Annotated in this window: 15 protein-coding genes; 1 reads left to right on the top strand and 14 read right to left on the bottom strand. The window is 39.5% G+C overall.

Annotation, left to right across the window (positions count from 1 at the left end; genetic code table 11):
- Positions 1-118: 118 nt before the first annotated feature.
- From CWB62_RS16280 to CWB62_RS16320, 9 genes are all read right to left on the bottom strand, one after another.
- A complete protein-coding gene (locus CWB62_RS16280) occupies positions 119-1,531 on the bottom strand; it encodes a sigma-54 interaction domain-containing protein (RefSeq protein ID WP_138528086.1) in 1,413 nt (470 codons plus the stop codon).
- Positions 1,532-1,617: 86 nt separating this feature from the next.
- A complete protein-coding gene (locus tag CWB62_RS16285; protein ID WP_058404855.1) occupies positions 1,618-2,922 on the bottom strand; it encodes an ABC1 kinase family protein in 1,305 nt (434 codons plus the stop codon).
- Positions 2,923-3,003: 81 nt separating this feature from the next.
- Positions 3,004-3,558, bottom strand: a complete 555-nt coding sequence (locus CWB62_RS16290) for a YceB family lipoprotein (protein WP_138528088.1) — start codon at positions 3,556-3,558, stop codon at positions 3,004-3,006.
- A gap of 88 nt (positions 3,559-3,646) precedes the next feature.
- The gene (locus CWB62_RS16295) at positions 3,647-6,328 is read right to left on the bottom strand and encodes a DUF349 domain-containing protein (protein ID WP_138528090.1); all 2,682 of its coding nucleotides are present in this window, start codon (positions 6,326-6,328) and stop codon (positions 3,647-3,649) included.
- Entirely contained in the window at positions 6,318-6,599 is a 282-nt protein-coding gene (locus tag CWB62_RS16300; protein WP_006794492.1) for a YeaC family protein, read from the bottom strand. The genes CWB62_RS16295 and CWB62_RS16300 overlap by 11 nt, the downstream gene beginning before the upstream one ends.
- A 1-nt stretch (position 6,600) precedes the next feature.
- Complete coding sequence (locus tag CWB62_RS16305; protein ID WP_058404852.1) at positions 6,601-6,927, bottom strand: hypothetical protein; 327 nt, start codon at positions 6,925-6,927, stop codon at positions 6,601-6,603.
- A gap of 167 nt (positions 6,928-7,094) precedes the next feature.
- Positions 7,095-8,597 (bottom strand): alanine/glycine:cation symporter family protein, encoded by a 1,503-nt coding sequence (locus CWB62_RS16310; protein ID WP_058404851.1) that lies wholly within the window; start codon positions 8,595-8,597, stop codon positions 7,095-7,097.
- Between the two features lie 534 nt (positions 8,598-9,131).
- Positions 9,132-10,259 carry a M14 family metallopeptidase gene (locus CWB62_RS16315; protein ID WP_138528092.1) on the bottom strand — a complete coding sequence of 376 codons (1,128 nt, stop codon included), beginning with the start codon at positions 10,257-10,259 and terminating at the stop codon, positions 9,132-9,134.
- A gap of 212 nt (positions 10,260-10,471) precedes the next feature.
- A complete protein-coding gene (locus CWB62_RS16320) occupies positions 10,472-11,914 on the bottom strand; it encodes a glyceraldehyde-3-phosphate dehydrogenase (RefSeq protein ID WP_058404850.1) in 1,443 nt (480 codons plus the stop codon).
- A gap of 174 nt (positions 11,915-12,088) precedes the next feature.
- Between CWB62_RS16320 and CWB62_RS16325 the strand changes: the two genes are divergently transcribed.
- Positions 12,089-12,889 (top strand): DUF2989 domain-containing protein, encoded by an 801-nt coding sequence (locus CWB62_RS16325; protein WP_138528094.1) that lies wholly within the window; start codon positions 12,089-12,091, stop codon positions 12,887-12,889.
- 72 nt (positions 12,890-12,961) lie between these two features.
- Here CWB62_RS16325 and ihfA read toward each other — a convergent pair whose 3' ends face one another.
- From ihfA to CWB62_RS16350, 5 genes are all read right to left on the bottom strand, one after another.
- Complete coding sequence (ihfA, locus tag CWB62_RS16330; RefSeq protein WP_002960690.1) at positions 12,962-13,261, bottom strand: integration host factor subunit alpha; 300 nt, start codon at positions 13,259-13,261, stop codon at positions 12,962-12,964.
- A gap of 2 nt (positions 13,262-13,263) precedes the next feature.
- The gene (pheT, locus tag CWB62_RS16335) at positions 13,264-15,651 is read right to left on the bottom strand and encodes a phenylalanine--tRNA ligase subunit beta (RefSeq protein WP_138528096.1); all 2,388 of its coding nucleotides are present in this window, start codon (positions 15,649-15,651) and stop codon (positions 13,264-13,266) included.
- Positions 15,652-15,666: 15 nt separating this feature from the next.
- On the bottom strand, positions 15,667-16,647 hold the full coding sequence (pheS, locus tag CWB62_RS16340; RefSeq protein ID WP_058404847.1) for a phenylalanine--tRNA ligase subunit alpha: 981 nt from the start codon (positions 16,645-16,647) through the stop codon (positions 15,667-15,669).
- Between the two features lie 84 nt (positions 16,648-16,731).
- Complete coding sequence (gene hda, locus CWB62_RS16345) at positions 16,732-17,442, bottom strand: DnaA inactivator Hda (protein WP_171034596.1); 711 nt, start codon at positions 17,440-17,442, stop codon at positions 16,732-16,734.
- A complete protein-coding gene (locus CWB62_RS16350) occupies positions 17,442-18,497 on the bottom strand; it encodes a DUF2066 domain-containing protein (RefSeq protein ID WP_138528098.1) in 1,056 nt (351 codons plus the stop codon). The genes hda and CWB62_RS16350 overlap by 1 nt, the downstream gene beginning before the upstream one ends.
- Between the last annotated feature and the right edge of the window lie 441 nt (positions 18,498-18,938).

The following is an 18,938-nucleotide window of genomic DNA, read 5'->3' on the forward strand; positions in this document are numbered from 1 at the left end:
GTATTTGCAACTTTCAGACCAAGCTGAAAGTTCACTTATGTTATTGATATTAAATTATTTATTAATTTAGCCTTATTTTATATTCGCGATATAAAGCGAAAATCGCTATATATCGCGATTACTTTCTAATACCTAGCTTTCGCATTTTCGAGCGAAGTGTACTTTCAGGTAAACCTAACTTAATTGCAGCGCCTTTATTACCTGAAATTTGCCAGTTACACAGTATTAAAACACGTGTTATGTGCTGTTTTTGCGCCTCATCGAGAGTGAGAGATGAATCCATACTAGGCGTATTTTCACCACTAAGTGGTTGATTAAGCTGTAGTACAGGTTGTTTAGATAAGATTGCTTCGCGTTCTAACACATTTTGCAGCTCTCTAATATTACCTGGCCAATCATAGGCTTGAAGTTTAGTAATAGCTTTTTGAGTCAAGCCTTTTAGCTGCTTACCTAAACGTTTATTTAATTGCTGTATTAAGTTGCTGCATAGAAAAGGGATATCTTCTTTTCGCTCTCTAAGAGCGGGGACTTTAATAGGAAATACATTAAGCCGATAATATAAATCTATTCTAAAACTGCCCTTTTGTACCATCTGCCATAAATCGCGGTTTGTTGCCGCAATAACCCGCATGTTAACGTTTAAGGTTTGACTACCGCCTACTCGTTCAAACTCTTGCTCTTGCAGTACTCTGAGTAGTTTACTTTGTGCCTCAAGGGGTAACTCGGCAATTTCATCTAAAAAAAGCGTGCCTTTATCGGCTAGTTCAAATCGACCTTTGCGGCGCTCGTTTGCTCCTGTGAATGCGCCTTTTTCGTGCCCGAATAACTCAGATTCCAATAAACTTGGTGTAAAAGCAGCGCAATTTACTTTAATAAAAGGGTGTTTGCTACGGGTGCTTAGTCTGTATAAGTTACGGGCTACTAGCTCTTTACCGGTGCCATTCTCACCCAAAATAAGTACCGTAGTGTCGGTTTCACTGACTAGTTTTATTTGCTCCAGCATATTTTGAAACACGTGACTTTGCCCTACAAGTCCAGAGTCTTGCCAGTCTTGATTTAGCTCTGCAATCAAATAATTGTTTTCGTCTTTTAATTGCTCGCTTAACTGCTTTATTTTTATAAGTGCATTTTGTAAGTCACTTTGTGTTTGTTGCTGCTGCGATATGTCACGAAATACTGCAACAGCACCAATAAGTTGGTTATTTCGATACACTGGGGTGGATGTATATTCAACGGCAAATGAGCTACCGTCTTTGCGCCAAAATATTTCGTTGTTTACTTCTCGGCGCTTACCATCAAACATAGTGCAGTAAATTTGGCACTCATCGGCAGGGTAAGGTGTGCCATCTACGCGAGTATGATGATGATATTGGTGTATTTTTTTTCCTAATAACTCATCGGATTTCCAGCCAGTCATACGCTCTGCTGCTGGATTTACAAATACAGCGTTTCCAGATAAATCAAATCCGTATATTCCCTCGCCTACAGCATTAAGTAGTAACTCTGGATCGTTTAAAAATTGCTTCATCATAACCACACCTCGCGAAATATCACGAGTATTATGACAACTTTAACAAATGACTGCACCTGTAACTTTCCAAAGTTATTTACCCATTTTTATGAGTAGTGGCTAAAAAGTCCTCGTACATCTATTTTTGCGCCCAAACGCGCCGCAATTAAATACAAGCCTGCAAGTTTTCGGTGTATGAACAGTGCATCGACAGGTGGAGTGTGCCACTGCTGTGATTGGGCGCTGAGTTCAAGCCCTGCGTTTTTAATTTTAAGTGCCAGCTCGCTGTTTTTAAAATCAAAATTACCATTATAACGAAGAGGTTCGCATGCCATTAAAAACAAATCTATGACATTGTTTTTATAGTCATCCAATATGTCATCTTTAAAATAACCAATTTTCGATGCTGCGTTTAATACGCCCTCTCGGTTATTTTCGCTTCCTGCCTTAAATAGTGCCAAATAAGCAGAACTCAACTCATTTGATATTTCTCGTGTTGCACCAAAATCAAATAAAACGATTTTTTGTGTATCTGATTGATAATGAAAATTAGCAAAGTTGGGATCGGTTTGAATAAGTTTAAACTCAAACATCTCTTTAAAAAACAAATCAATTAGCTGCTCAGCAACAAAACTCTGCTGGCTTTGTGGAAGTGCTGTGATGCGCTCTATTGGTTCAGCGTTTACATATTCCATAGTCAGTACTTGCTTCGTACTATGGGCAGTGTAAACATTGGGCACCTTAAAATTAGTGGTGCCTTTAAGCGCGGTTTTATAACGTATTAAGTAATCAGCTTCTCGCAGGTAATCGGCCTCAGCAAGCAACTGGGCTTTAGCCTCGTTAACTAGGGGTTTTATGTCGAGCTCTTTAGGTAGTAAGCGCGATAACGTTAACAACGTAATAACGTTATCTACGTCGCTTACAACACTTTTTGCTATACCCGGATATTGAACCTTAACTGCGAGCTTATCGCCATTTTCTTGATACGCTAAATGCACTTGCCCTATAGAAGCGGCTGCAAAAGGTCTGAGCTCAATGTGAGAAAAACGAGAAAGCCAGTCATCCCCCCATTGTATTTTAAGTACTTCAACCAGCTGTTTATGAGGCATTGGATTTGCATCTGAGCGCAGCAGCGCAAGCAACTGGGCAAGCTCAGGGCTTAGCAAGTCACCGGCATCCATAGATAACAGCTGACCTAATTTCATTGCTGCACCACGAAGGTGTGATAACTGGACGGCAAGTTTTTCAATGTTTTTGGGCTGCAAAAGTAAACGTTTGTTATCCCAGCCTTTGCCTGTTAACGCACTTTTTGCGCCATCAACCAGCATATTGCTAGCAACCCCTGTTGCCAACGAACCTAATTTTGCAAATCGAGAAAGACGAGACGTGGGCACATTACGCGGTGCAGCCATAATTTTTATAACCTGATTAGCCTGTAAATAGGCTAATTAGTACGATTAATTGAGGCTGGTCGATCTACTTAGTCTGGTTATTTATAATCGAGGAACCAGTTTAATTGCGCCTTGTGCTACTTTCATATCGAGTGGTAATTTGCTCAATAGCATCATTTTAGGGTCATTCATATTTAGTGTGTATACAGGGTTATTTGCTAAAAATGTATTAATTACATCCATTGCTTGATCGTCAAGCGCGCCAATGTTGCCTCTAAAACCACCCGCATCAACGCTTGACCCCAATAATTTTACATTACGTAAAAACACCGCTTTTTTCTCGCTGTCGTAGTATGGGCTCCCTTCTATTTGAAGCTTTAAACGAATTGGGTATTTAAGTGCAAAAGCGTTAATTTCTGCGCTAGAGTCGGCACCGAGTACAACAACATCGCTATTATTAGGCCCAATATCAACACTTAAATCATTAACGTTGAGCTGAACAGGTAGCCCCATCAGTTTTACTTTCTCGCTAAGTTTAGGGAGCTGTTGAGCCAGTGCGCTTTCTACTTCAGCATTTGTAAATGAATATACAGATACACCTTGTGTGCTATTACAGGCGGTTAATAAAAGTGTGGTAATAAGTAGTAAAATTCTCATAGTGAGCCCTTTATTTTATTGTATATAAAAGGCCGCTATTTGAGCGGCCTTTTAACGTTTTTATCAACAGTTGGAGTAACGTTGATGATTAAGCTGCAAGTGTCGATTTTAGCCGTGCTAGTGTCTCAGGTTCAACTGAACCGTTACTGAGCGCGAGTAACTGTTTTAAATAATAATTTAAATCAGCATGATCACCACGATGTTTATCATCAAGCATAGCAACTTGCTCTGCCATTCTAAGAGATGCATTTGGCGAACTCACATTCGCTAAAATTTCCATACGCGTTATGAGCTGCTCTTCATTTAGTGATGTTTTTAAAGTTGCTTGATACTGAGCCGGTATTTCTTCATTATTTTGAAGTGCACTAAGTAATGCTTCTAAATTAGCTTGCTCTAATTTAGTCATAAGCACTGACACTTTTTCATCAATAGCCTTTAGCAATGCAGCCACCTTTGGTGCAAGCGTTCTAAACTGTGCATAGCCCTTAACCTTAGTTTCTAGATCATGAAGTTGCGCACGCTGCTCCACCGCCTCTAATGCCGCTTCTAATTCAGCTAGTTCTGCAGCGGCTTGTTTATCAGACTCATTTTGCTCAAGCTTTTGTTGCTCAAATTCGGTACTGCGTTTACTAAATGCTTCATCGTTATACTGACGAAATTTTTGCCACATCGCATTTTCGGCTTTTAAACCTGCAAAACCAATAGTTTGCCATTGCTGCTGCATTTGCTTTAAGGCTTGGCAAGCACTTGCTAAATCGTCACTTTGCGATAGTTTCTGGGCTTGTTCAACTAAATCATTTTTAAGTGCAGCATTACCTTTATGAAACGCATTTAATAAACCAAGCACCTGTTGTTGCTCGCTTTTATAGCGATCGTTTAATACTCGATATGTTTTAGGGTCAACTTTTCCTACACTGCGCCATGCTTTATTTAGCTTATTGTATTGGCTTTCAAACTGTTTCCAATCAAAGCCATCTTCACTGGTTGGCTCTAAACCAAGCGTGTGCATATCTGTAATTATGCTTTCACGTTGCAACTTCGCTGCATCGCGTTTCTCTTCTTGCTCGGCAAAGTAACTACGACAAGGTGCAAACAATATTTCAATATGTTCATCGAACTGAACACCTTGTTGTTTTTCTTCGTCTGTATCTAAACGCCCAAGTTCATTCCAACGTGTGCGTAACATTTTTACTTGTTCGGCACGCTGCTGTGGGTCGGTGCATTCTTGCTCAGTTAGCTGAGTTACTTCTTCTAGTAACGCAACACGCTTCGGTGCAGCAGCGTATTTTTGCCAATCTTTTGCATCGGCAAGTTGTTGCTCTAGCTCTGCTTTAATATTTTCAAGCGGTTGCTGGTAGCGTGCTGTTAATGTATTAAATAGCTCTTCAAAACCTTTAAATACACCAAATGCCACATTAAACCGGCCTTCTTCAATTAAGCGCTTAACATCACGAGCTTTGCGCTTTGCCTGACTCTGATTTTTTTCAAGCGGTTTAATTAAGTCATTCATTAATGCTAAAAATTGCTTTTTATGTGTATTTAACTCCGCTTTAAACTTACCTTGTAATGTACTATCTAAAATAGATAAGTGCCCACGAGTCTCTTTAAACGCTTGATTAAAAGCTGAAAGAGTTTCGTCATACTGCTCAAGGGTTTGTGCTGGTTCAATTAGTTTTAAAGCGGTTAGTGCCTCTTTGTATTGCGCAATAGCAGTTGTTAGTTCAGGTAATTTGGCTACTTGAGAAAATAAACTCTCAAGCTTTACGATTACCGCTTTAGACTGTGCGTTGTTTTCAAGCTCAGTCTCTGTGATCGCTTGTTTCGCTTGCGCTACTTTAGCGTCGAGCCAATCTTGTTGAATTTGCTCAGGGGTTTCTAAACCAACCTGAAGTGCATTTTCAATTTCATCGCTTAATGCTTCAAGCGTTGCTAATGCAAGTAATTGGCGCTGTTTTAATGCTAAAAGTTGCTGCTCTTTATCGTGCTCGGTTTTTAGTTGAGCGATATGTGTGTCAAGCTTGCTGGTAATAGCGATGTACTTTTCATCTAGCGCTTTTATCCGTTCCGTTGTTAGCCATTTAAGCTCTAATGCTTGCCATTGAGCCATTAATTCAGTAGCCCCAGGGTTTACAATCGCAAAGTCTGTTTTTTCACGTAATGCATTAAGTTTGGCTAAAATAACACGCGTTGAATTTTCAACTTCTTGTGGCATTTCCTTAGCCAAACGTTCATTTTCAATATGCGTATCAAGGGTGGCTTTTGCTTCCCCTTTAGCGTGTTTAGCAAGTGGTTTGGTAAGCTGATGGTTAATGACTAACTCAATTAACTGCGCTTGTAGCTCTTCGCTGCCCTCTTTGAAAGCTTTTTCAACTAATTTTGCATTTGCTAAACGCTTAAGTAATTTAACGCGAACTTTTAGTTCTTTCTCTGCAAACGCCAGTTTTTCTAATGTTTTTACAGGAGCAAAGCGCTCTATATATTCACTTTTAATTTGCGGTGTCAGTGTGCTTTCGCTATTTAAAACGGCATTTGATATTTGCTGCTCGGCAATATCTTTTAGCGCTTGATCTTGTTTGTAGGCTTTCCACCACAGTGGTAAATCATTTACCTTTTGAAGCGCCTTACGGCGTATTTCTGCAGAGCTATCTTCTAATGCAAGTGTATTTAAAATACTTGCATCGCGCTGCGTGTCTAGCTTTTCAATTGCATCAAGACGAACCTGTTGCTTGGGGTGTTTCCATTTTGGCGTAAAAAGGTGCTTAAAGATCATGTTCACTAAACCTAGCTATTTCGTTGTCAGATTTGAATTCTTTTTGTAGTTGCGCTTTTGTCTTTTGGATCATTTCACCATTAGCACCAATCGTAAATTGCTCGTTCGATTGAGCCACCTTTGCTTGATACAACATAACCAACTGCACTGTTTGTTGCTTTTGCTCATCTGATAATACAGTGCCATCTGGCCATTTGCCTGTTGATGCACCATATTGCAAGCGTTCAAATAATTCTGGAGTTATATTTTCTACAAGTTTATCGATATTCATGTCATCTTTTCTTTTTAAGAGTCACTAAAACAATACGGTTAATAAGATACCAAATACACCCTACGCCAATGGCGATGGTGTAAGCATACCACTCAAGGGTTTCTTTTTGCGGTTGTAAAAAATACAAACAGAAAAAACCACCCAAAAATATGATAAGTGCTAAGAAGGAGTGATTTATAAACATCTGCTTTTTTTTAATTTGCTGTTCGCGCTGAAGTTGTTGAACCTGCTCGTCATTTAGCTCTGAAATGTTACTTTCGCAATGCGGGCATTGCTTGTATTTATCTGAAATTGATTTTGCACATTTTGGGCAACGAATTATCGCCATACATCTCTCCATACTACGCATAAAAAAAGCGCCTTGCGGCGCCTTTATTGTACTTGTTTTATTTGTCGTTGTCTTTTTTCAATTTAAACCAACAATAGATAATATGACTTTCTGTTATTGGCTTAAATCCACTTCCCCACAAACTAGCAAGTACGTTGTATATTGAATCACTCAGGATCTTTAGATTGCTTTTCAAGGCGCTTTTCCCAAAAAGTAGCATTTTTTATGCCTAACTTAACTGGGTCGAAAGTTATTTTGCCACCTTTTTTCTTTTGATCTTCGTAATCGCTTAAACATAGTAGTGCTGGTTTTGCGACAAAAAATATAGCTAAAATGCCTAATATATTGATCCATGCCATTAAACCTACGCCTATGTCGCCAATAGTCCAAATATAACCCGAGCTATTGACCATACCGTACGCAACCATAAACATTATCACAAACTTCACAATAACGAGTGGAATACTGCCTTTAAAATAACGATTTAAGTATGCAATGTTAGTTTCGGCAATGAAGTAGTAAGCTAAAATTGTAGTGAACGCAAAGAAGAACAGTGCAATGCCTACAAATGCTTCGCCAAACCCGCCAAATACGCTGAATAATGCCATTTGTGTAAATGCTGCAGAACCGACTTCTGTTGCTGCATCAACATTTTGTACAATAAATTGGCCTGCTGGTAGCTCCCCAACAATGTTGTATTGTTGTGTTAATAAAATCATAAGTGCAGTTGCGGTACATACAAAGATGGTATCTACGTAAACTGAAAAAGCCTGAACTAAACCTTGCTGTGCTGGGTGGTCTACCTCTGCAGCAGAGGCTGCATGCGGCCCAGTACCTTGGCCTGCTTCGTTTGAGTATATTCCACGTTTTACACCCCAACCAATTGCAGCACCAAATCCTGCTTGAGCTGTAAAGGCGTCGCTTATAATCATGGCGAAAATATCTGGTACTCTATCGATGTGTAAAAATACAACAATTAAGGCAAGTACAATGTAACCTAGTGCCATAAACGGCACTACAATTTGGGTAAAGTTAGCAATACGTTTTATGCCACCGAAAATAATAAAAGCTAAAACGATAAGAATAATAGCCAGCGCAACTAACTTAAAGCTGCCTACATCACCAAAGCTGGTCGATACCATAGTCCCGTCGCCAAATACTTGAGTAAACGCATTACCTACTGCATTTGCTTGTACACCAGGAAGGAACACACCACACGCAACAACGGCAGAAATAGCAAATAGGATGGCTAGCCACTTTTGCTTTAAACAACGGTCAAAGTAAAACGCAGGTCCACCACGGTACTGGCCGTTTTCTTCTTCTTTATAAATTTGACCCAGCGTTGACTCGGCATAGGCCGTACTTGCACCTAAAAATGCAACAACCCACATCCAAAAAATTGCCCCCGGACCACCAAAACCAATAGCTGCAGCAACACCGGCAATGTTACCTACACCAACTCGCCCCGATAAAGACACAGCAAGTGCTTGGAAAGAAGAAATACCTTTTTCAGATGTGTTAGGACTAAATAATAACTTACACATTTCTTTAAAATGTCGAACTTGGGCAAATCGAGTTAATACAGAATAAAACAAGCCCGCGCCAAGGCATAAGTAAATAAGAGCATTACTCCAAACAACATCATTAACAGCGCTTACAAAAGCTTCCATGAATATCCTCTATAGTTATATTTTTTATTATGAATTACGAGACTCTGTTTTAGCTACTCAGAATGCGCGACACAAAGCGATTAAAAATCAGGCTTCAATTCGCCTATCTTTAATTCGATTGTTATTGATATTAACTTAAGTTGGCTAACTTTGTTAACACTTAATTTTCATATTTAGAGATAAAACGTGCGCTTTGGCGTCGTGTTTGAGGGTTATTTAACCAGTAATTTGAATTATATGAAAATGCTAAGGACTTATACAGCGTGATTAAAATCTATTTTTGATTGAAGTGATTTATAAAAAGGGCTTTATATCTATTCGCTTAATTAAGTTATCTATTTTAAAGCTAGAAAAGCGTGTTAATAGCTAGGCAAAAAATTCGCAATTTAGTTGCTCTTAATAAGAGTTTTACGCAAGTAGCGACACGTTTAGCCTCGTAAAATGATTATGTATTATTGCGGATTGGTATTATGTTAATTCGTTGTAGATTTGAATAAAAAAAGGCACCAAAAATTGATGCCTTTTCTAAATACTCTATCTGAGCGTATCAACCACATTTACAATGGCTGATAATGTGTCTTGACCAAACTGGTACGAACGACGATCTGACCAGCCATAATCTGGATCTGGTAAATCGTTGTTATCTTTAAACGGCATTTCAATGGTGTATGTAAGCGCTTTAAACTCTTCAGCCGTTGCCGACGAAGCCACGGTTAACAAAGCCTCACCTGGCTCATCTTTCGGGTAGCCGTGCTCATCTTGAAACTCAGGTGTTATTGTTTGTAACGCCGCTTTAAAGTTATCTTCTAAGTTTTTAAGGCGCTCGTCGTAACTTGGAATACCTTCACTGCCTGCAACAAAGTTATAAGGAATAGCTTCATCACCATGAATATCAAGGTGCATATCTAAACCTGTTTCGCGCATTTTATTAAGCACAAAATAGACTTCAGGGCTGTTTTCAATCGATGGTGTTTGCCATTCACGATTTAAGTTAACACCTTTAGCATTGGTACGTAAATGTCCGCGCACACTGCCATCAGGGTTCATGTTTGGCACAATATAGAATACTGCTTTTGATAATAATGCTGCAGCATGCGGGTCTTCGTCATCAAGTAATTTATGAAGTAAGCCTTCTACAAACCATTCAGCCATTGTTTCACCTGGGTGCTGACGTGCAGTTACCCAAATGACTTTTTTATCTTCACTTGGCTCACCTATTTTTAGCACGCTGATATCGCGCCCATCAAGTGTTTCACCTAATGTTTGAAGCTGGCAAGCACCTTGAGCTTGTGCCCAAGAAAGTAAGTCTAAATGGCGGTCGTAGCTGTATGGTGCGAAGTAAGCAAAATAAACACTGCCGCACTCTGGCTCTATTTCAAAGCTTAGCGTGCCATTTTCATAGCTTGATGGAACACGAAACCATGTTTGGCGATCGTAAGAAGCAACTGCTTGGTAGCCCTCCCAACCATCTGGGTATGCTGATTTTTCAAGCTGATTAATATTAAGCTTATGTAATTGATAAGGCGTTGTTTCTAATCGAAAGTGAAACCACTGGTAAAATTCAGAATTGTGATCGTTATTAATCTCTAATTGAATATTAAGCGGATCGGTTGCATCAATGACTTTGATATTACCACTGTCGAAATTACTGCTGATTTTCATGAAAAAACCTTTAATTTTAATAAGCTCATCTGCATTGTAACTAGCAGAACTAACATCGCGAGCAAAAATACTCGCACTAAACACAGCGTATTGTGAAATCACTACGCTCGCTGTATTTTAATGATTAAAGCGTAGCATAAGGCACGCACATTAAAAATAATGACACATTAAAAAAGCCAGCTAAACGCTGGCTTTTGGATACTAAATATACATTAGCGTGGTAGGCTTGGGAATGACACTTCAGCCATATCTCGCATACAACGAACTACTTGGCAGCTATAGCCAAATTCATTATCGTACCATACGTATAAAACAATACGGTTATCGTCAACAATTGTTGCTTGCGAGTCAACAACACCAGCATAACGGCTGCCCACTAAATCGGTAGACACTATTTCTGTAGACGCTGTGTAATCAATTTGATCACGTAAGTCTGAATGCAGTGCTGTATCGCGTAAAAATGCGTTTAGCTCTTCAACCGACGTACTTGTGGCTAAGTTTAGGTTCAAGATAGCAAGCGAAACGTTTGGTGTAGGAACGCGAATCGCGTTACCTGTTAACTTGCCTTCAAGCTCTGGTAACGCTTTAGATACCGCCTTTGCCGCACCCGTCTCAGTAATTACCATGTTAAGGGCTGCAGCTCGACCACGGCGCTCTGCTTTGTGATAGTTGTCAATTAGGTTTTGATCGTTTGTGTACGAGTGAACCGTTTCAACGTGGCCATTATTAATACCAAACTTGTCGTTTAATGCTTTTAACGTTGGCGTAATCGCATTTGTTGTACAACTTGCTGCACACACAATTTTATCTTCAGATAAAATATCTTGGTTATTTACACCATATACGATGTTTTTAATATTACCTTTAGCCGGTGCCGTTAGTAATACTTTAGCCGCGCCTTTGCACTCTAAATGCTGACCAAGACCTGCTTCATCTTTCCAAATACCTGTGTTATCAACAATTAACGCATTCTCGATACCGTATTGTGTGTAATCGATTTCGCTAGGCGAATTTGCATAAATAACCTGAATGTAACTGCCGTTCGCTTTAATTGCATTACGTTCTTTATCAATAGTGATTGAACCATTAAATGGGCCATGAATTGAATCACGACGCAATAAACTGGCACGTTTTTCGAGGTCACCCTCTTTACCGCCACGCACAACGATTGCACGTAGACGTAAATCGGCGTAAGGGCCCGATTTTTCAATTAATAAGCGAGCAAGCAAACGGCCAATACGGCCAAAGCCATAAAGGACTACATCACGTGGCTCTTTTACAGTCGAATTGGCTATTTCTGCTAATTCATCTTTAACAAACTCTTCAACTGAACGGCCGTTTGCAACGTCGCCGTATAAGTAGCTATATGCCAGCTTACCAATATCAATACGAGCAGAGTTTAATTCCATTTTGCTGATTGCTTCTAAAAACGGGAAGCTTTCGCGTAAACGTAATTTTGTGCCTTCAAATTGTGCAACAGTTTTGTGAGATTTAATAATTTCAATTGTGCTGGCATTTACGAGAGGACGGCCATATACAGCAATTTCAATACCACGATTACGGTAAAGCTTACCAATAATAGGTTGCATACTTTCAGCGTAATCTTGGCGTTCTTGCCAACTATTTGTGTATTCTAACTCGTGAGATGAGGTCATTTTATTTACCTAAATTTATCATTTTGAACGGATAGCCTTTAAAAGTGCACTATATTTTGAGAGTAATGCACTTCAGGCACAGCTATTCTAATTTAATCTGAAGTTATTCTCTACTGTTAGGCGTTAAATGATTGCGCTAGAATAGCTGTGTAGATATTTATTTGGGGTTAAGGAATGCTAAAAAGAGCAAGTATATTACTTGGATTACTAACATTAGCGGGTTGTGAAGACCCTGTGACGCTGGCACAAGTTTGTAAGGAAACACCCGGTTTTTGTGCTGATCTAAACAAAGATAGTCATTGTAAGGACGAGCGTGCTGAAGTTATTTTAAAGCGTTACAGTGAATACAAAGAGCCAACGGATGAAAATAAATATCAATTATTAAAAAAATTTGAGACATACAACCAATGTATAACATTGGCAGCCAAAATTGAGCACATAAAGCTCAAAGCTAAAAAAACGTCTCGAATAGATGGGCAGCTTACTAGCATTAAAGAAATGACACGCCTTTATCAAGACACTGTAAATACTAATCACCCCGGTTTACTTTATTACCATTGGTCAAGAAACAATAATCAAGGTGCATTAAGTAAGCTTTTAGCCATAGAAAACGATACAAGCGTTACCCAAAGTGCAGAGATGCAGTTCTTTTTAGCGTCTTACTATATTAAATTTGATGACGATAAAACCATTGATTTACTCTATAAAACATTAGAGCTAAATGAAAAAGGGAACCTACCTAACCCTGAAGTATACACCTCACTAATTAGCCTTTTTTATAAACATGATAAATTTAAACATGCCTATATATTTTCAAAAGTGGCACAAATGTCGGGTATCGAAAATATAGATTTATTTGAAATAGAACAAGAGCTGTTAAGCACAGGTAAAAACTTATCAGGCCTTGATTCGCTTGCTGAGCAAACCTATCAACAAGTATTAGAAGGTGAATTTGTATCACCTAGAGAATTTTAACAAAATACTCAACCCGCTTACCTAAACGTTAAGCGGCTGTGTAATAAAAAAGGCAGCTTTCGCTGCCTTTTTTTATTTTGCTTTGCTGGTACCCACTTCAACACGGGTCTTTAATTTTTGGCCCGGTCTAAAGGTGACAACACGACGCGCCGAAATAGGAATGTCTTCGCCTGTTTTCGGATTACGCCCTGGTCTTTCTTTTTTGTCTCGAAGATCAAAGTTACCAAATCCAGAAAGCTTAACCTGCTCTCCTTTTTCTAGCGCTGAGCGGATTTCTTCAAAAAACGCTTCAACTAAATCTTTGGCATCTTTTTTATTGATCCCGAGCTTTTCAAATAGGTGTTCAGCTATGTCGGCTTTAGTAAGCGCCATATCTAGTCCCTCAACGATGCATTAAACTTTTCGGCCAATTCGGCCACCACGTTATCAACTACTAGATTGATATCTTTCTCTTCGAGTGTTCTATCAACCGCTTGCAGTGTTAGAGCAATCGCCAAACTCTTATAATTTGGCTCAATACCTTTGCCCTTATACACATCGAATAAGTTTAGGTCAACCAATTGATTTCCGCCAACTTTTTCTATGGCGTTTAAAATATCGCCAGATTTAACGCTGTTGGCCACTAAAATCGCGATGTCGCGACGGTTTGAAGGAAATTTAGACACGCTTTCAGCTTGTGGTAAATTTCTTTTTTCAATTGCTGACATTTCAATTTCAAATACAAAAGTTGCGTTATTGATATCTAACGACTTTTGCGCTTGAGGATGTAATGCACCAAAAAAGCCAACCTTTTTCCCATCAACATAAATAACAGCTGACTGGCCAGGATGAAGTCCATCAGATTGTTCAGCTTTAATTTCAAAACGGCTCACGTCATTTGTAATAGCAAGTAATGCTTCAACATCACCTTTTAAATCGTAGAAATCAACGTTTCGTTTTTCTTCAACCCAATGCTCTCCATGTGCTAAACCAGTAATAACCCCACCAATCACAGGTACTTGGCATACACCATTTTCTGCATTTTCATCGCTTATAAATTTAAGGCCATGCTCGAATAACCTAATGCGAGGTTGTTGACGATTTTGGTTGTATGCAACAGACGCTAATAAACCCGGCATTAAGCTGACACGCATAGCCGACATTTCAATTGAAATTGGGTGCGGTAATACAAGCGCATTACTATCTGGGTGTAAAATAGCTTGTGCCTTAGGATCAACGAAGCTGTAAGTAATCGCTTCTTGATACCCACGCGTTACTAACGTATTACGGAATTTGCTTAGCGCAATGCTCGCTTCGTTATGCGTTGTCATTTTAAGTTTTGCAGTTGGTGCCACATTTGGGATACTGTTGTAACCGTACACGCGCGCAACTTCTTCAATTAAGTCTTCTTCAATGCGAATATCAAAACGGTAGCTTGGTATGTCCGCACTCCAGCTGTCATTTTCAACTTTAACATCAAGGCCTAAACGAGTCAGAATATCAGTTACTTTAGCATCATCAATATGATGACCTATTACGCGGTCTAAACGAGAACGACGTAAACGTACTTCAGTCACTTTTGGTAGTTTATCGGCTGCAACAGCTTCAACTACAGGACCTGCTTGACCACCAACAATTTCTAAAAGTAACGCTGTAGCACGCTGCATTGCATCGTGTTGTAGTGCAAAGTCTACACCACGCTCATAACGATGTGACGCATCGGTATGTAAACCGTAGCTACGCGCTTGGCCTGCAATTGCTACCGGGTTAAAGAACGCACTTTCAAGCAGTATGTCTGTTGTTTTTTCAGTTACGCAAGATTGCTCACCACCAAAAATACCAGCAATTGCGAGTGCTTTATTATGATCGGCTATTACAAGTGTTGATTCTTTTAATTTAGCGGCATTGCCATCAAGTAATACAAGCTCTTCACCAACATGAGCATTACGTACTTTAATACCGCCTTCAATTGTATTTAAATCAAAAGCATGCATCGGGTGACCAAGTTCTAGTAGTACATAGTTTGTTATGTCAACAACCGGATCGATTGAACGTACGCCACTACGGCGTAGTTTTTCAACCATCCAAAGTGGTGTTTCTGCATCAAGGTTAATTCCCTTAATTACACGACCTAAATAACGAGGACAAGCATCTTCATTAACTAGTTCAATTGATACTTTATCGTCAATTGTTGGTATTACGGCTGGTATTTCTAATACATTTACATCTGTACTATTTAAAACGCCTACCTCACGTGCAAGGCCTTTAATGCCTAAACAGTCACCACGGTTTGGCGTTAAATCAACATCAATGATGTTATCGTCAAGGCTTAGATATTCACGTAAGTCAGTGCCAATTGGTGCATCACTTGGTAACTCCATGATGCCTTCACCCTCTTCGCTAATACCTAGCTCGTCAAATGCACATAACATCCCGTGAGAAGGCTGACCGCGCAGCTTCGCTTTTTTAATTTTGAAATCGCCAGGTAACATAGCACCTACGGTTGCTACAGCAACTTTTATGCCTTGGCGACAGTTTGGCGCACCACAAACAATATCTAGCAGTTCATCACCACCAACATTAATTTTTGTTACACGTAGCTTATCTGCATCAGGGTGCTGACCACATTCAACAACTTCACCAACAACAACACCATTAAACTTGGCTGCAGCTGGCTCAACGCCGTCAACTTCAAGGCCGGCCATAGAAAGCTGTTCCGACAGAGCTTGCGTATCAATAGCAGGGTTTACCCACTCTCTTAACCACTTTTCACTAAATTTCATTTTATTGCTTCACTCTTAACGGAACTGGTTTAGGAATTTTAAGTCATTTTCGAAAAATGCACGTAAATCGTTTACGCCATAACGCAACATTGTTAGGCGCTCTACACCCATGCCGAATGCAAAACCCGTGTATTTCTCAGGATCAATACCCACAGACTTAAGAACATTTGGATGTACCATGCCACAGCCTAATACTTCTAGCCATTTGCCGTCTTTGCCCATTACATCAACTTCAGCTGAAGGCTCTGTGAATGGGAAAAATGAAGGACGGAAACGAATTTCCATGTCTTCTTCAAAAAAGTTACGCAAAAAGTCGTGTAAAATACCTTTTAGCTCAGTAAAGCTAACGTCAGTATCTACCATTAAACCTTCTACCTGATGAAACATCGGAGTATGCGTTTGATCGTAATCGTTACGGTATACGCGCCCAGGAGATATGATACGAAGCGGCGGCTGCTCTGTTTCCATAGTTCGTATTTGCACACCACTGGTTTGGGTACGCAGTACTAACTTAGGATTAAAATAAAAGGTATCGTGATCAGCGCGCGCAGGGTGATGTTCTGGAATATTTAATGCGTCAAAGTTATGAAAGTCATCTTCAATTTCTGGACCTGATTTAACAGCAAACCCTAACTCGCCAAAAAAACTTTCAATACGCTCAATAGTACGTGTTACTGGATGCAAGCCACCCGCTGGCATTACACGACCAGGAAGAGTTACATCAATAGTCTCTGCAGCTAATTTTTCTTCTAGTGCTTTACTCGCTAATAATTCACGCTTTTCGTTAATTGCAACTTGTACATCTTGTTTAGCTTGGTTTATCACTTGCCCTGCTTCTTTTCGTTCCTCAGGTGCAATTTTTCCTAACGTTTTAAGTAAGCTGGTGATTTCGCCTTTTTTTCCAAGGTAATTAACCCTGATTTCTTCTAGTTGCGCGATTTCACTGGCACTGGCTACAGCCTCAAGTGCTTGCGCTAATATATTTTCTAAGTTCATTGGGTACCTGATCTTTCACAGAGGGTGATTGCTGTTAACTAATAGCTTATGATAACTGAAAGCAGGGTCTAGATTCTAGACCTACTACAGCTTTAACGTTGATTTTATAAAAGGAATTGTTAATTTTCTTTGTGCTGCCATAGATGCGTGATCTAATTTGTCTAGAACATCTAATAATGCTCGCATATCGCGGCTCAGGCGGGTTAATAAAAACCGCGCACATTCATCACTTAATTCAAGCCCGCGCATGTGTGCACGTTTAACTAAAGCTTGAGCTTTGTCATCATCACTCATTGAACGTATTTGAAACGTGGTTCCCCACGTTAAACGTGACTCTAGATCTGGAAGCGATATATTTAGCATATTTGGTAATAGGTCAGCTGTTACAACCAACATTTTACCGGGTTCATTAAAGCGATTAAAAAAATTAAATAAAGCTTTTTCCCAAGCATCGTTGCCTGCGACTAGATGAACATCGTCAATACATAGTATATCCAGTGCTTCTAGTCCATCTAAAACCATAGGGCCAAAGTTAATAACCTCACGCATAGAAAGCAGCATATTTGAAAGGCCACGCTCTTGCGCCTTTATGCATGTAGCGTACAACAAGTGAGATTTTCCTGAGTCACCTAAACCACACAAATACGTATATTGAAATGTATTCGCCAATTCAGAAAAACTTGCTTTGAGATGATTTACCTCTAATGAATCTTCGCCACCGAAGTACGATGCGAAAGTTTCGTCATCTGGTAAAGTAACAGGCAAAGCCATTTGCATTGGTTCTTGATTTAGCACTATGGTTTTACCCATTGATACTCAAGGCTGCTTTTGTCTACTACATGATAAAAAGCACGCGGGTCGATATAATCTTTAAAAGCAGAATCGAGACCTAGTGCTTTTTTTAAATCTGTAACATTTCCTGTATGGCTCAGTTTATATTCAACAAATTCTGTTGTTTTACGAATAATGATTACATCGGTAACCACACTAAGACTTTGTAAACGTCTTTTCGCTAACTCAACATCTACAAAATTGTCAGTCCCTTTTAAGGTTAAAATAGCCGAAGCTTGTTCATAGTATGCATTAGGATCAATTGCGTACTCACTGGCAAGCCCTCTTGCTAATGTATCAATCATTTGACTAACAATTTGTTGTTTATCGCCAACTAAGCGATTTTCGTCAAACAAGTCATCATTCGTGAATCGCCAATCTAGAACCCAGTTATTGCTGTTGTTGTCTTTGTACATTTTTGCTGTGATGCTTCTTTCAGCACTATAACGCTGGGACGCTTCCTCGATAGGCCCTGAAAAATTACCCCACACCTCTGGTATTCCTACTAGACGCCTATCTTGTAAATCCAGTAATGGCACAACAACAGGTAAGCCACGTCTTCGTGCACTATCGTAAATTAATTGCTCCAACTGTGGATAACTTTCCTGTGTAACTAGCTCTCTGCGCCAGTTATCTTCAATACCCAACCAAATAGCGACTAACGGGCGTTGTGAACCCCAAAGTGGTAAACTCAGTTCTTTTACAAGGGTATTGATTTTACGTTCTTCAAATTTAACAACTAACTTTAACTGACCCTCTGTACGCTCATCGTATTCAAATTTGAGCATGTAATCAGAAATATCTTTAGTTCGCTGTTGAGCTAATCGATTTTGATCGGCTGTTTCATCACCGCTCACTTTGACTAATACGTTAAGTAAAGCTTTACGACTTGCCGTTAATCGTGCATCTCTTGATTTATCATCAACTTTTAAAATATCTTGATATAGATCAGTGACTTCAACTGCTGAAACAGAAAAACAAATTAAAATGGATATTGCGGTAATTAATAATCTATACACTGTATGTTAGTTCTTGGTTTTAAACTGATTTGATCCTAAATCAAAGCCAGTAACAAAGCAAAATTATATTTATTACTGAGATATGTTGAATCATGGTAAATGCACTGGATAGTCAAAACACTGTTCACAAAGAGGCGCTTCGCTTAAGAAACGCTGCGCTTTAGAGAAAGAAATACTTAATTTTACTTTTCTATAGACTTAAAAAAGCCCGGCTCTTTAGAGTCGGGCTTTCTTGTATTTGAAGTCGGTGCGCTACGCAGTAGAATGTCGTGGTGCCCACAGCGGTGGAGAGTCACATAGCAAATGGGATACTATCATTGGTCGGGGCTCGCCTTCGAGCTGTTTTGTTTGACTACTGAGTTCGACATGCTCTCTTAGCTATTTACTAAACCCCAGATAGCAAAAAACCCGTCACATTGCTGTAACGGGTTTCTTTAATTT

Source organism: Pseudoalteromonas sp. S408 (assembly GCF_005886645.1).
In the GTDB taxonomy this organism is placed as follows: Bacteria; Pseudomonadota; Gammaproteobacteria; order Enterobacterales; family Alteromonadaceae; genus Pseudoalteromonas.

Bases quoted from the DNA above. Each gene is read 5' to 3' on its own strand.
- CWB62_RS16280 (WP_138528086.1), bottom strand. From the start codon at position 1,531: ATGATGAAGCAATTTTTAAACGATCCAGAGTTACTACTTAATGCTGTA.
- CWB62_RS16285 (WP_058404855.1), bottom strand. From the start codon at position 2,922: ATGGCTGCACCGCGTAATGTGCCCACGTCTCGTCTTTCTCGATTTGCA.
- CWB62_RS16290 (WP_138528088.1), bottom strand. From the start codon at position 3,558: ATGAGAATTTTACTACTTATTACCACACTTTTATTAACCGCCTGTAAT.
- CWB62_RS16295 (WP_138528090.1), bottom strand. From the start codon at position 6,328: ATGATCTTTAAGCACCTTTTTACGCCAAAATGGAAACACCCCAAGCAA.
- CWB62_RS16300 (WP_006794492.1), bottom strand. From the start codon at position 6,599: ATGAATATCGATAAACTTGTAGAAAATATAACTCCAGAATTATTTGAA.
- CWB62_RS16305 (WP_058404852.1), bottom strand. From the start codon at position 6,927: ATGGCGATAATTCGTTGCCCAAAATGTGCAAAATCAATTTCAGATAAA.
- CWB62_RS16310 (WP_058404851.1), bottom strand. From the start codon at position 8,597: ATGGAAGCTTTTGTAAGCGCTGTTAATGATGTTGTTTGGAGTAATGCT.
- CWB62_RS16315 (WP_138528092.1), bottom strand. From the start codon at position 10,259: ATGAAAATCAGCAGTAATTTCGACAGTGGTAATATCAAAGTCATTGAT.
- CWB62_RS16320 (WP_058404850.1), bottom strand. From the start codon at position 11,914: ATGACCTCATCTCACGAGTTAGAATACACAAATAGTTGGCAAGAACGC.
- CWB62_RS16325 (WP_138528094.1), top strand. From the start codon at position 12,089: ATGCTAAAAAGAGCAAGTATATTACTTGGATTACTAACATTAGCGGGT.
- ihfA (WP_002960690.1), bottom strand. From the start codon at position 13,261: ATGGCGCTTACTAAAGCCGACATAGCTGAACACCTATTTGAAAAGCTC.
- pheT (WP_138528096.1), bottom strand. From the start codon at position 15,651: ATGAAATTTAGTGAAAAGTGGTTAAGAGAGTGGGTAAACCCTGCTATT.
- pheS (WP_058404847.1), bottom strand. From the start codon at position 16,647: ATGAACTTAGAAAATATATTAGCGCAAGCACTTGAGGCTGTAGCCAGT.